We start from the raw sequence: 12,159 nt of genomic DNA on the forward strand, positions 1-12,159 counted from the left end.
CCCATCGTTCGGGGCAATGGCCGAAATTGTTACCTGCCGGAAAAAGTCATTATTGAACGATGATCATGCGATTATCGATATTTTCTGACGAGAATTGTGGCATCGCCGAATGTCGGAAACCCGATCACTGATCGAACAGACTGACTTCCGGGGTGATCTCCAGCAGTTCGTGCACCGGGCGGCCGCGGCGGCCGTCGATGGTCGTCGTGCGCACGACGCGCAGCCGCGCGGTGACCGGCCGGTCCAGGTTCTCCTTGATCTCGTCGAGCAGATCCGGCGCGACGGCGCCCTGGATCGTGCCGCCCGACTCGCGTTCGAGATAGAAGATCCGGCGCCGGGTGCGGACCCCGTCCAGCCTGCCGCTGACCGTCTCGTAGCCGACGGCCTCCCGCGACTCACGCAGGCTCCCGGACAGGATCCTCGCCTGCTCGGTGGTCATGCTGCGGGTCAGTTCGTCGCCCGCGGTCGGGGTCAGCGCCATGCCGATCCCGGCGTGCTTGCTGACCGCGTTGACGATGTCGCTGACCGCGTTGCGGACGGTGTCGCGCTGCAGCAGCACCGCGTCCAGCGCGCCGTCGTCGGAGCCGTTGGCGGGCAGGAAGTCGCACAGTTCCTTGACCGCGCGCTCGGACAGGGACTCGATCCCGTCGTGGATGAGCGCGTCTTCGAGCGCCGGCTCGGGGAAGCCGAAGAAGATCGCGTTGCCCGCCTGGCCGCGCTGGATCAGCGGGGCCTTTTCCCGGTCCGCGGGCTGGACGATGGTCACCTCACCCGACGGGTTGCGGATGATGTGCCCGATCTTCGCCGTCGCGTCCTGCAGCGCGCGGCTGATGTCGGAGAAGGTGTACGCGTCGAGATGCGACTCGCCGATCACGGACACGCGAAGCAGCGGCGAGCGGGATGTCCGCTCGAACTTCGCGTACGCGGCCATCGCCGACGCGCGGGCGAGGTCGTCGAGCCAGGTGCCGCCGGGGATCTCGTCGGCGATACGCCGGAATTCGTTCCTCACCAGATCACTTCCGGAATTCCCCTGCCACCCGATGCCCACACTTCTTCCCAGATCTCCTCGTCGCCGGGGCGGCAGAGGAAGCCGTCGAGCATGCCGCCGACGGGCTGGACCTGGTCGAGATACATGGCGGGCTGGCCGACGATGACCCCCCGCAACGTCAGCAGCCCGTAGAGCGCCGAGCGGCCCGTGTCGTCGAGCCGTTTGAGCGCGCCCCATTCGTCGGGGATCAGCACGACGTCGAGCCCGAGCGGCGCGTGCGGGGTCCTGGCGGTCAGATCTCCGCCGATCCACGCGCGGCCGGTCGGCATGATCCGCCGGGCGACCCCCAGATAACTGTTCAGCGCGCTGAACAGGATTTCACGGTCGTTCTGGTGCGGTGCGTCGAAGACCAGCCGTTCGTAGACGTCGGCCAGATCGGCGGGGTGGCGGCCCGGAGGCAGCAGGTTGTGCGGCGTCCAATACGGGAGCGCCAATCGGAGCCTCCTTCGTGTGCCGGAGCTCCCGATCGAAGAAACGTACCCGGCGTCACGCTCACAGTGCGTAGCCGAATTTACCAGGCGAGTGTCAGCCGCCCTGCCCCGGCCGGTGTTCGGGCGCGCGTCCGGCGGGCGGCCAGTCCTCGTCGCTCGGCCAGACCGGTTCGGGTTCGCGGCCGCGGTCGCCGTTCCGGCCCGCCGGTTCCGGTTCCTTCGGGCGGTAGGCCCGCACCGGTTCCGGAGTCAGCTGCCCTTCGCGGTGACCTTCCGCCTCCTGGTCGTACGGCTCGTCGTCGCCCTGGATCCGCGCGGGCGGGATGAACTGCGTCTGTTCGGTCGACAGCAGCTCGGGCACGGGCTCGGGGTCGGGCACGGCCTGGAGCCCGGTGGCGCGTTCGGGCTCGCGGGCCGCCGGTTCGGGAACCGGGCGCTCACGTCGTTCGCCGCGCATCATCAGCCAGGTGGCGCCGCAGCCGAGGGCGAAGGAGATGAGCAGCCAGAGCCAGATCTGTCCGAAGAGCCAGAGCATTCAGCCATCACCTCTGTTCTGCCGTGATGTCGACGCGGCGGCCCTCGCCGTTCGCGCCGTCGGAGGTCCTGCGTTGGGTGGAGTACGCCTGGTCGCGTTTGACCCCGTTGCGCTCCAGCAGCCGCTCCACCGTCAGTGCCCGGCTCATCGAGAGCTTCCTGTCCGAACCGGTCGCGACCTGCCCGGTGATCCGGAACCGAACCCCGGCGGGCGCGTCCGTGAGCAGCTTCGCGATCTCGAGCGCGCCGCGCTCGCCGTCCGCGGTCAGTTCGGTGGTGTCCGGCTCGAACGTGATGGGGGTGGCCGCCAGCAGGCGGTCGATCTCGGCCTGGAACCCGGCCTTGTCCGTCGGCTTGGCCGACGTCGGTGCCGGGCTGGACGGCGGGCTCGACGGAGCGGGCGACGGGCTCGGTGGCTCGCCGCTGGTGGTCACCGGGCCGGCGGGCGGGGCGGTGTCGCCGGAGATCTCGACCGTGCGGACCCCGTCGATCCGCTGGATGGCGTCCATCGCCTGCGCGGCCTTGTCCGGCGGGAAACCGGCGAGGCTCGCGTCGCGGCCCGAGAAACTCACCTGACCGCCGGAGACACCGACATCGGCGAGCGCGTCTTTCGCGCGCGCCGAAAGCTCGGCCTCGATGTCATCCGAGGCCGACCAGACGGAAATCGCCGTCAAGGCGAGCGTGACCAGCAGCGCTGTAGGCAGCAAGCGGCTCCAGCGTGTACCGGGCATGAAGGGACTGTAAGCCGGGTCCGGCCGGTTAGCGAGCCGGGTTTTACAACGTCCGGCGCAGCGTCAGGCGGCCGTTAGGGTGAATCCGCGGGGTGTCACCCGCTTGCGGTTGATCGGCTTCGACCGGTGGCGCGTGTCCCTGGCCTGCGGTGTCGGGTGCGTAGCCGGGGCGCGGTGCCTGCTCGGCGCGCCACCTCCGGCGTGGGGTCACCGGCGGGCCGGGACATAACCCTGTTGAGTGACATCGATCGGTCCGACCAGTGCCCTGGTCGCTTTGAAGTACGTGATGGCCCCCTTCCTTGCGTCTAGCGCAAGGAAGGGGGCCATCACGTACTTGGGGAAGGGGTTCAACTCGCGTGGTGGTGGATCTCCCGCGCCGCCCGCAGCTGCTGTTCGGTCGGGAGGGAGACGCCCGCGGACTCGATCTGCTCCAGCGGGAGCAGCGGCGCGAGTTCGGGGCGCTTCGGGGACAGGCCGTCGCCCATGGACTCGCCCTTGAGCTGACGCCGGATCCACGGCAGCAGGTGCGCCTTCGTCCACTCGAGGTCGGAGCGGCGCGAAGTGATCCAGGTACTCGGCTGCTCGGACGCCGGCCACGGCTCGCGCCAGTCGTCGGCGACCGGGACGCCGAGGACCTCGGCCGCGCGCAGCGCGATCCGCCGGTGGGCCTCGGGGGTGAAGTGCAGCCTGTCGTCGCTCCAGGCGCGGCGGTCGTGCAGCGGGCCCATCGCCCACATGTCGACCATCTTCGCGCCGTGGCGGTCGGCGATCGCCCACAGATGGGCGTTGTAGATGCCGACCTTGCCGCGCAGGACGTGCATGACGGACAGGTACTTGGTGTCCGGCCCGTTGAAGATGAGCACCGGGATCCCGGCCTCGCGCAGCTTGGCGACCCCCGCCTCCAGCCGCGCGGCGACGGCGTCCACGTCCGCGCCGGGCACGATGATGTCGTTGCCGCCCGCGCACAGGGTGACCAGGTCGGGCTTCACCGCGAGGGCGATCGGCAACTGTTCTTCGAGGATCTCGTCGAGCATCTTCCCGCGGAGGGCGAGGTTCGCGTACTGGAAATCGGGCCTGCCTTCGGCCAGGATCTCCGCGAGCCTGTCCGCCCAGCCCCTGAAGGTGCCGTCGGGCAGATCGTCGTTGAGTCCTTCGGTGAAGCTGTCACCGATCGCCACATAGCTGTCGAATCCGTACACGTTGGGTCCCCTTCCGTCCGTGTGCCCCCGGTTGGTACTTGTACACCACAACTAACAGCTGAGAGCGCCCCTGCAATCCCACCTGAGCGAAACCGGTGGTTCAGCCCGTTGACACAGTCTCTTATTTTGTCGGACGTCCATGCATCTCCATTACTGGGATGTACACTCCTGGGCTGCGCAGATTCCCCTCAAGTGGGTGTGAAACGGACAGGGTGTGTGGCGAACATCTCCCCGCCCGGGTGTCCGGGGTCATGGATCCGGCAGGCTGTAAGGGTGACCTACCGACCCCCGCGCGAGTCGCTCGCCCAGATCCTCGGCGGGCGGCGTGGCGCCATCGACGCGAGTATCCCGCCGGCGGCCTTCGTCGTCGGCTGGCTGATCGCGGGCCAGTCGATCGCCTGGGGCGCCGGAGTCGCCATCGGGGTGGCGGTGCTGCTCGGTGCGTACCGGGTCACACGCGGTGACAAGGCCCGCGCCGTCGTGGTGAGTCTCGCCGCGGTGATCGCCGCCGCGCTGATCGCCCTGCACACCGGCCGCGCCGAAGACTTCTTCCTCATCCAGCTGCTGTCCAATGTGGCCAGCGCACTGCTGTGGGCGGCCAGCATCGTGATCCGGTGGCCGTTGCTCGGCGTCGTGGTCGGGCTCGTCATCGGCCAGAAGACCCGCTGGCGCCGTGATCCCGAACTGCTGCGCGCGTATTCGCGGGCGAGCTGGGTGTGGGTCTTCCTGCAGTACACGCTGCGAGTCGTCGTGTACGGCTCGCTGTGGTGGAGCGGGCAGGTGGTCGCGCTCGGCATCGCGCGGACGGTGCTGTCCTGGCCGCTGGTCGCGGTGACGGTCGCCGTGAGCGGCTGGGTGCTCTACCGGACACTGCCGCCGGAACACCCTGGTCTGCGGGTCGTGGAGGACGACGGCGACGCGGGTGCGGCGGGAAAGAACCCCTCCGGCTCCGAGCCCGACGGGCTACCCAGGACATAAGGCGGCCCCCGGCGAGGGGGGAGGGTCCGGGGGCCGGGTCCTACGGTACCCGGAGTTCGGGCCCGGAGTCGATGGTTTGGTCTTTTAGGGCTCTTTTTTGGTGTTTTCCGCTGTCCGCGCCGGTCGCGGCGCCCCTTCCCCGTACGCCTCGACGGCGGCGAGCCACGCTGCCCCGAGGACACCGTCGGTGCTGGTCAGAACTTCGAAGCCGGTGAGTTCGGCGCGGACCTTCGCCCCGACGGGGCCCTCCGGTGACAGCACACTGCCCACGAGGACGACCGGCGTGGTTTCGCCGGGTTCTCGCGTGGTCATGACATTCGTCACCAGTAAGGCGGCCGCGCGGGTGGTGATCCCGTCCGCCACCGGGTCGCCGCCGCGGTCGGCCTCGCTGACCAACGGGGCGAACCTGGCGAGCCGGATCGGCGCTTCGGAGTTCGCGCTCGTGATGAGCGCGCGCCACAGCGCCGTCCGGGCTTCGGGGTCGAACGCGTCCACTGCGGACGGTCCGAGCGCCTCGGTGAGGACGGCGCGCGCGAGCGGGCCGGGTTCGCCGCCGCGGCCCAGAACATCCAAAGTGGAGCGAACGGCTTCGCGGCCGAGCCAGTACGCCGAACCTTCGTCACCGAGCAACCAGCCGTAGCCGCCGACGGTGGAAACCATGCGCCTGCCGCGGATCCGCCCGGCGATCGACCCGGTGCCCGCGACGAGCACCGAACCGTCCGGCGCGGAAGTGGCCGACGCGTAGGCGACCTCGACGTCGGGGACCGTCCGCACAGGACTGATCCCCGCGTCCTTCCACGCGGTCGCGAAGATCTCCGCGATCGACGGATCGCTCAGCTTGCTGACCCCGGCCATGCCGACGACGCACGCCGCCGTCGCGGCCGGGTCCAGCGCGCCCAGCGCGCCGGTGATCGCGCTCGCGATCCGCGCCGCGGCTTCGGCGGGCGGATGGGAGTTGGGATTCGCCCCGCCCGCGCGCCCGGTGCCGAGAACGACGCCGGAGGCATCGACCGCGATCGCTCGCGTCGACGTGCCCCCGGCGTCCACCCCTACGACATGGGTCACCGGGTCTTGGTCACCTTGAGCAGCCCGCGGGGGCTGTCCGGGTCACCGCCGCGCGCCAGCGAAAGGCCGAGCGCGATCCGCTGGATGGGCAGGATCTCCAGGATCGGCGCGACCTCTTCGGCGGACGGGGCGACCCCGATCCGCAGCGCCGCGGGGACGTCGGCGGAAGCCGAGCCGACCGCGAGCACGTCCGCGCCACGCTTGCCGACGGCCTGGAGGACCTCCTGCATCGCGCCCACGCCGTGTCCCTGACTCGTCACGGCGAGCACCGCGGTCTCGCCGTCGACCGCGGCGACCGGACCGTGCAACAGGTCCGCGCCGCTGTACGCGCGGGCCGCGAGGTAACTGGTTTCCGCCAATTTCAAGGAACCCTCCAGCGCCGAGGCGTAGGAGTAGCCGCGGCCGGTGGTGAGCACCCGGTCGACGAAGCGGTAGCGGTCCACCGCGCGCTGAACGCCTTCGTCGGCGCTGTCGAGGGTCTGCTGCGCGAGTTCGCCCAGCTTCGCCGCGTCCTCGCCCTTGCCGCCGCGGACCGCGTCGATCAGCAGGTAAAGGGAGAGCAAGGTCGCCGAGTAAGTCTTCGTGGCGGCCACGGCCTTTTCCAGCCCCGCGCCGATGTCGACGCCGAGTTCGGCGGCGGCACGCAGCGGCGACTCCGGGGTGTTGGTGACCGAGACTGTCAGCGCTCCCTGGCGACGCGCGGTTTCGGTGACCTCGATGAGATCCGGCGAACCACCGCTTTGGCTTACTGTGATGAAGAGAACGTCCCGCAGATCGGGACGGGCGCCGTACAAAGTCGCGGTGGAGGGCGAGACGAGACCGCAGGGGAGACCGAGGAGTACTTCGATCAGGTACTTCGCATACAGGGCGGCGTGGTCACTGGAGCCGCGGGCGGCGAGCAGTGCGAACCTGGGCGGGCGCTGGGAGATGGCTTCGGCCACCTCGGCGATTTCGGCCTGTCGCTCCACGATTCCTGCCAGAATGGCGGGTTGCTGGGAGATCTCCGCGGCCATGTGCTCGCCGGGGCGCTGTTCGGTCATCTCGTTCCCTTCCACCGGGACGTACTTCGTCCCCCGAGTAGGTCTAGACCAATGCTAGCCCGAATGGACGTTTGTGGTGAAGGGTACGTTTCCTAGCGGGGCAGGTGCGCGTTTGAGTGGGAAGGCTTAGGGAGTCGGTCATGTTGGAGACAACCACCGCGAGTGAGGCGGGCGCTACGGCAGGGATGCGCGGGCAGCGCGAACCCAAGTACTGGGCGCTGAAACAGCATCTGCTCGATCTGCTCGACGCGTTGCCGCCGGGCTCGCCGATTCCGACGGAACGGGCACTGGCGGGGGAATTCACCGTTTCGCGCACCACGGTCCGGCAGGCGCTCGCCGACCTGACCGCCGAGGGCAGGCTCCACCGCGTCCAGGGCAAGGGCACCTTCGCCGCCGAGCCGAAACTCGCGCAACGGCTGCAGTTGTCGTCCTACACCGAGGACATGCAGAAGCAGGGCCTCAAGCCGTCGTCGAAGCTGCTGGAGATCGACGAACTGCCGGTGGAAGCGGATCTGGCGAAACTGCTGGGAATCCGCGTCGGCGCGAAAATCCTTCGTCTTCGCCGTCTCCGGCTGGCCGATTCGCAGCCAATGGCGCTGGAGACCACGCATCTCCCGCTCGGCAGGTTCCGCGGTTTGCGCAAACACGTTTCCGCAGGTGGTTCGCTGTACGCCGTGCTGAGGGAGCATTACGGCGTCGAGCTGGAAAGGGCCGAGGAAACGATCGAGACCGCGCTCGCCGGACCGCACGAAGCGGAGATGCTGGGCGCCGATGTCGGAATGCCGATGTTGCTCCTTTCGAGGCATTCTTTCGCCACCGACGGAAAACCGGTCGAGTTCGCGAGGGCGATTTACCGGGGCGACCGTTACAAATTCGTCACCACGCTGTTGCCCTGAGGCGCGCTGAGTTGCTTGGGGCGCGCCTGTGCGGACTCCTCGTCGCGCTGACGCGCTTCGAGTAGTCAGGGTCCGCCGGTTTCGGTCGTTCGGTCGCTGAATCTCTGACGTGTCAGACACTTTGCGTTTCCGCTGTGGCTTGGGGGCTGGGGGCGTGATTCAGTCGTTCCATGACTGACGGGGTGGGGATTCGCTGGGGGACGCCGGTGGCTCGCGGAGTGCTCGCGACGACCATCGTGGGCTCGGGCATGGCGATGCTCGACGGGACGATCATCAACGTCGCGTTGCCGAGGATCGGCGAAGAACTCGAAGCGTCCGTCGCGGGCCTGCAGTGGATCCTCGACGGCTACCTGCTCGCACTCGCCGCGCTGATCCTCGTCGCCGGTTCGCTCGGCGACCGCTACGGCCGCCGCCGGATGTTCATCGTCGGCGTCGTCTGGTTCGGGATCGCGTCCGGGCTGTGCGCCGCCGCGACGACGACCGAGATGCTCGTCGCGACGCGCGTCCTCCAAGGGATCGGGGGAGCTTTGCTCACGCCCGGCTCCCTCGCCATCCTCCAAGCGTCCTTCGCCCACGACGACCGGGCCCGCGCGATCGGCGCGTGGTCCGGGCTCGGCGGGATCGCCGCGGCGATCGGCCCGCTGCTCGGCGGCGTGCTGGTGCAGGTGTGGTCGTGGCGGCTGGCGTTCCTGATCAACCTGCCGCTGGCCGTCGTCTGCGTCCTGCTCGCCCGGCGCTACGTGCCCGAGTCCCGCGACGAGGAGGCGACCGGGCATCCGGACTTCACCGCGGCCGCCGTCGGCGCGATCGGCCTCGCCGGGCTGACCGGCGCGCTGGTCGAGGCACCCGGACGCGGCATCGGGGACGTCGTCGTCCTGGTGGCCATCGTGCTCGGGGTCGCGGGGCTGGGCGCGTTCCTGGTGATCCAGCACCGCTCGGCCGACCCGCTGGTGCCGCCGAAGCTGTTCCGCGACCGGACGTTCAGCCTCGCCAACGCGCTGACCTTCGTCGTCTACGCGGCACTCGGCGGCGTGATGATGTTGATGGTCATGCAACTGCAGGTGTCGCTGGGCTATTCGCCGACCGCGGCCGGGCTCGCCGGACTGCCGATCACCGTCATCATGCTGTTGTTCTCCGGCCGGTCCGGCGCGCTGGCGCAGCGGATCGGGCCGCGCGCGCAACTGGTCGTCGGCCCGATCCTGGTCGGCGTGGGCATGCTCCTGCTGATGCGCGTGGAGCCGGGGTCTTCGTATCTCGGGTCGGTGCTGCCCGCCGTCGTCGTGTTCGGCGCCGGGCTGGCGACGGTCGTCGCGCCGGTGACCGCGACCGTGCTGGCCGCCGCGCCGGACCGGTACGCGGGCGTGGCCTCCGGGGTCAACAACGCCATCGCCCGCTCCGGCGGCCTGCTCGCGATCGCCGTGCTGCCCGCCGTCGCCGGGCTGTCCGGCGCCGCCTACACCGATCCGGTGGCGCTGACCGCGGGCTGGCGGACGGCGCTGCTGGTGTGCGCGGCGCTGGCGATCGGCGGCGGGCTGATCGCGCTCGGCATCCACAACGGTGTCCTCGACACGCCGTCCGAGGCCGCCGAGGACACCGCCGAGTCGCCGCATCCCGGCGAATGTCTCCATTGCGGCGTGGACTCACCGCCGACACACGTCCGTCCCGCCGGGCACTCGGCGCCCTAAGCCAGGAGTTCGGCCAGCGTCGCCGGGTCCAGGTTGCCGCCCGAAACCACCGACACGGTCTTCCCCGGCGGCAACGCGTCACGGTGGAACAGGTACGCGGCGGTCGCGGTGGCACCGCTCGGCTCGGCGATCAGGCGGGCGCGGTGCGCCAGCGTCCGGACGGCCTCCCGGATCTCCTCCTCGGAAACGGTGACGACGTCGTCGAGCACCGCCTGGAGGTGGGCGAAGGTCAGGTCCGACGGCTGGGCGCGCAGGCCGTCGGCGATGGTCCTCGCCCGCAGGTCCATCGGCCATTCGATCCGCCTGCCCGCGCGCAGGCCCTCGGCGGTGTCGGCCGCGAGTTCGGGCTCGACGCCGATGACCTTCGCGCCGGGGAGCAGCGCCTTGATCGCCGTGCCGACGCCCGAGGCCAGCCCGCCACCGCTGAGCGGGACGAGGACGACTTCGGCGCCCGGCAGGTCTTCGGCGATCTCCAGGCCGACGGTGCCCTGGCCGGCGATGACGTCGCGGTGGTCGAACGGCGGGATCAGGGTGAGGTCCCGTTCTTCGGCGACGGCGAGCGCCGAGGACTGCTGGCGGTCGATCGGGACCTCGATGACTTCGGCGCCCAGCGCCTTGGTGGCTTCGACCTTCGCGCGCGGGGCGACGTCCGGAACGATGATCACCGCGGGAATCCCGAACCGTTTCGCCGAGTAGGCGACCGCTTGCGCGTGGTTGCCACTGGAGAACGCGACGACCCCGCGGGCGCGCTGATCTTCGTCGAGCGCGGCGATCGCATTGTACGCGCCACGAACCTTGAAAGCGCCGATCCGCTGCAGGCTTTCCGGCTTGAGCCACAACGGCGCCCACGTCTGTTCCAGCAACGGTGTGCGTACCGCGGCGCCCTTGATCCGGCTGGCCGCGTCACGGATTTCCTCGATTGAGACCAATTCCATATGCCTGATTATGTCAAGGAATCGTGAACTCTGGACAGTCCTTTTTGGACAGACGGCGTGGCGCTCCTCACGTGTGGACAACGAACGGAGCATCCCATGCGCCTTATTCGTTAGGACCGGGTGAGGATCGACTAGCTGCAGAACGGGATCATGACCAAGGAGACTTCAGAGAAGGAAACCGAAAAGACGGAAAAGCAGGGGAGGATCGTCCAGGTGACGGCGGCCGCGATGGCCGCGATCACCGCGGCGTTACTGGGTTCCACGCTCGGTGTGGCGGGCACGGTCGCCGGCGCCGGGCTGGCGAGTGTCATCACGACGCTCGGCGGCGAGCTGTACCTGCGTTCGCTGCAACGCACCAAGGACGCGGCGCTGAAGGCGCGAGTGGTGCTGACCGTGCCGGGACGGCGCCGCGTGCTCGACCCGTCGGAGCAGGAGACCGTCCGGCTCACCCCGGCGGAGGAGGAAGAGTCCTCCGAGCGGAAGTTCAAACCGCGCTGGGCGGTGATCGCCGGGGTCAGTGTGGTGGCGTTCGTGGTGGCGCTCGTCGCGATCACCGGCTTCGAAGGCGCGACCGGGAAGACCTTCGGCGGCGGGACCGGGACGACCATAGGGAAGATCATCGGCGGCGGGCAGGCGCAGGAGCGGCAGGACAAGCACGACACCCCGCCCGCGACGTCCCCTTCCGAAACCCAGGACAACCGGCCCGAGAACACGCCGTCGACCACGCCGACCCCGTCGTCGACGCCGACGGCGCCCACGACCACTCAGGCCCCTCCGACGACGCCGTCCACGACGCCGTCGACTTCCCAGGCGCCCCCGACCACGCCGTCCGCTCCCGCCTCCGGCACCCCCGCGCCCTGATCCCTCTCCCGCGTTTCGTCCTCTAGTTGCGGTAGTTCGCACCGCCAACTACCGCAACTAGAGGACTGCTTGCGGTGGTAGAGGGGTCAGGCGAGGGAGGACCGGAGGGTGCGAGCGGCCGCTTCGGGGTCTTCGGCCTCGGTGATCGCCCGGACGACGACGATCCGCGACGCCCCCGCGTCCAGCACCTCGGGCAGCCGGACGGCGTCGATCCCGCCGATCGCGAACCACGGCCGCGGCGTCCCGAAAGCCGCCGTGGCGCGCACCAGGTCGAGCCCCGGAGCGGAGCGGCCGGGCTTCGTCGGCGTCGGCCAGCACGGGCCGGTGCAGAAGTAGTCCACGCCCGGCTCCTCGGCCGCGGCCTTGGCCTGTTCGGCCGAATGGGTGGAGCGGCCGATCACCACGTCGTCGCCGACGATCTCGCGGGCCAGCTGCACCGGGATGTCGTCCTGGCCCAGATGCAGCACGTGCGCGCCGACGGCGAGCGCGACGTCCGCGCGGTCGTTCACCGCCAGCAGCTTGCCGTGCCTCTCGCACGCCTCCGCGAGCACTTCCAGCGCCGCGATCTCGTGTTTCGCCTCGATCGGGGCACCGCCGGTCTTGTCCCTCAGCTGGATGATGTCGACCCCGCCCGCCAGTGCCGCGTCGGCGAATTCGGCGAGATCGCCGCGGCCGGACCGGGCGTCGGTGCAGAGGTACAGGCGGGCGTTCGCGAGCCGTGCGCGGATCCGCGGATCAGACAGGGTGGGCATGGCG

The 12,159-nt window shown here is 69.8% G+C and carries 13 protein-coding genes; 4 read left to right on the forward strand and 9 right to left on the reverse strand.

Annotated features, from left to right (window positions below; all coding sequences use genetic code 11):
- Nucleotides 1-124: 124 nt before the first annotated feature.
- The 5 genes from ACLJPX_RS11815 to ACLJPX_RS11835 all read right to left on the reverse strand — a co-directional run bounded on the left by ACLJPX_RS11815 (nucleotide 125) and on the right by ACLJPX_RS11835 (nucleotide 3,943).
- Nucleotides 125-1,009: a hypothetical protein gene (locus ACLJPX_RS11815; RefSeq protein WP_410600115.1), complete on the reverse strand. Its 885-nt coding sequence runs from the start codon at nucleotides 1,007-1,009 to the stop codon at nucleotides 125-127.
- Nucleotides 1,006-1,482 (reverse strand): DUF6932 family protein, encoded by a 477-nt coding sequence (locus ACLJPX_RS11820; protein ID WP_101610959.1) that lies wholly within the window; start codon nucleotides 1,480-1,482, stop codon nucleotides 1,006-1,008. The genes ACLJPX_RS11815 and ACLJPX_RS11820 overlap by 4 nt, the downstream gene beginning before the upstream one ends.
- A 91-nt stretch (nucleotides 1,483-1,573) precedes the next feature.
- A complete protein-coding gene (locus ACLJPX_RS11825; protein WP_410600116.1) occupies nucleotides 1,574-2,014 on the reverse strand; it encodes a hypothetical protein in 441 nt (146 codons plus the stop codon).
- Nucleotides 2,015-2,021: 7 nt separating this feature from the next.
- The gene (locus ACLJPX_RS11830; protein WP_410600117.1) at nucleotides 2,022-2,744 is read right to left on the reverse strand and encodes a cell envelope biogenesis protein OmpA; all 723 of its coding nucleotides are present in this window, start codon (nucleotides 2,742-2,744) and stop codon (nucleotides 2,022-2,024) included.
- A 347-nt stretch (nucleotides 2,745-3,091) separates the two neighbouring features.
- Entirely contained in the window at nucleotides 3,092-3,943 is an 852-nt protein-coding gene (locus tag ACLJPX_RS11835) for an SGNH/GDSL hydrolase family protein (protein ID WP_410600118.1), read from the reverse strand.
- Between the two features lie 273 nt (nucleotides 3,944-4,216).
- Between ACLJPX_RS11835 and ACLJPX_RS11840 the strand changes: the two genes are divergently transcribed.
- A complete protein-coding gene (locus tag ACLJPX_RS11840) occupies nucleotides 4,217-4,921 on the forward strand; it encodes a DUF3159 domain-containing protein (protein ID WP_410600119.1) in 705 nt (234 codons plus the stop codon).
- A gap of 84 nt (nucleotides 4,922-5,005) precedes the next feature.
- Here the strand turns inward: ACLJPX_RS11840 and ACLJPX_RS11845 are convergent, their stop codons facing one another.
- On the reverse strand, nucleotides 5,006-5,986 hold the full coding sequence (locus ACLJPX_RS11845) for an N-acetylglucosamine kinase (protein ID WP_410600120.1): 981 nt from the start codon (nucleotides 5,984-5,986) through the stop codon (nucleotides 5,006-5,008).
- On the reverse strand, nucleotides 5,983-7,026 hold the full coding sequence (locus ACLJPX_RS11850) for an SIS domain-containing protein (protein WP_101613548.1): 1,044 nt from the start codon (nucleotides 7,024-7,026) through the stop codon (nucleotides 5,983-5,985). Before ACLJPX_RS11850 ends, ACLJPX_RS11845 begins: the two co-directional genes overlap by 4 nt.
- A 140-nt stretch (nucleotides 7,027-7,166) precedes the next feature.
- Here ACLJPX_RS11850 and ACLJPX_RS11855 point away from each other — a divergent pair, with 140 nt between their 5' ends.
- A complete protein-coding gene (locus ACLJPX_RS11855; protein ID WP_101610953.1) occupies nucleotides 7,167-7,922 on the forward strand; it encodes a GntR family transcriptional regulator in 756 nt (251 codons plus the stop codon).
- A 170-nt stretch (nucleotides 7,923-8,092) separates the two neighbouring features.
- A complete protein-coding gene (locus ACLJPX_RS11860; RefSeq protein ID WP_410600121.1) occupies nucleotides 8,093-9,607 on the forward strand; it encodes an MFS transporter in 1,515 nt (504 codons plus the stop codon).
- Here ACLJPX_RS11860 and ACLJPX_RS11865 read toward each other — a convergent pair.
- The gene (locus tag ACLJPX_RS11865) at nucleotides 9,604-10,542 is read right to left on the reverse strand and encodes a threonine/serine dehydratase (protein WP_410600122.1); all 939 of its coding nucleotides are present in this window, start codon (nucleotides 10,540-10,542) and stop codon (nucleotides 9,604-9,606) included. The two genes, ACLJPX_RS11860 and ACLJPX_RS11865, sit on opposite strands and share 4 nt — an antisense overlap.
- A gap of 150 nt (nucleotides 10,543-10,692) precedes the next feature.
- Between ACLJPX_RS11865 and ACLJPX_RS11870 the strand changes: the two genes are divergently transcribed.
- Nucleotides 10,693-11,403, forward strand: coding sequence for a hypothetical protein (locus ACLJPX_RS11870; RefSeq protein WP_410600123.1), 711 nt, complete (start codon nucleotides 10,693-10,695; stop codon nucleotides 11,401-11,403).
- 86 nt (nucleotides 11,404-11,489) lie between these two features.
- Here ACLJPX_RS11870 and thiE read toward each other — a convergent pair whose 3' ends face one another.
- Nucleotides 11,490-12,155 (reverse strand): thiamine phosphate synthase, encoded by a 666-nt coding sequence (gene thiE / locus ACLJPX_RS11875; RefSeq protein WP_410600124.1) that lies wholly within the window; start codon nucleotides 12,153-12,155, stop codon nucleotides 11,490-11,492.
- Nucleotides 12,156-12,159: the final 4 nt, after the last annotated feature.

The organism is Amycolatopsis sp. lyj-90 (genome assembly GCF_046549035.1).
In the GTDB taxonomy this organism is placed as follows: domain Bacteria; phylum Actinomycetota; class Actinomycetes; order Mycobacteriales; family Pseudonocardiaceae; genus Amycolatopsis.

Bases quoted from the DNA above. Each gene is read 5' to 3' on its own strand.
- ACLJPX_RS11870 (WP_410600123.1), top strand. From the start codon at position 10,693: ATGACCAAGGAGACTTCAGAGAAGGAAACCGAAAAGACGGAAAAGCAG.
- ACLJPX_RS11850 (WP_101613548.1), bottom strand. From the start codon at position 7,026: ATGACCGAACAGCGCCCCGGCGAGCACATGGCCGCGGAGATCTCCCAG.
- ACLJPX_RS11855 (WP_101610953.1), top strand. From the start codon at position 7,167: ATGTTGGAGACAACCACCGCGAGTGAGGCGGGCGCTACGGCAGGGATG.
- ACLJPX_RS11825 (WP_410600116.1), bottom strand. From the start codon at position 2,014: ATGCTCTGGCTCTTCGGACAGATCTGGCTCTGGCTGCTCATCTCCTTC.
- ACLJPX_RS11860 (WP_410600121.1), top strand. From the start codon at position 8,093: ATGACTGACGGGGTGGGGATTCGCTGGGGGACGCCGGTGGCTCGCGGA.
- ACLJPX_RS11830 (WP_410600117.1), bottom strand. From the start codon at position 2,744: ATGCCCGGTACACGCTGGAGCCGCTTGCTGCCTACAGCGCTGCTGGTC.
- thiE (WP_410600124.1), bottom strand. From the start codon at position 12,155: ATGCCCACCCTGTCTGATCCGCGGATCCGCGCACGGCTCGCGAACGCC.
- ACLJPX_RS11865 (WP_410600122.1), bottom strand. From the start codon at position 10,542: ATGGAATTGGTCTCAATCGAGGAAATCCGTGACGCGGCCAGCCGGATC.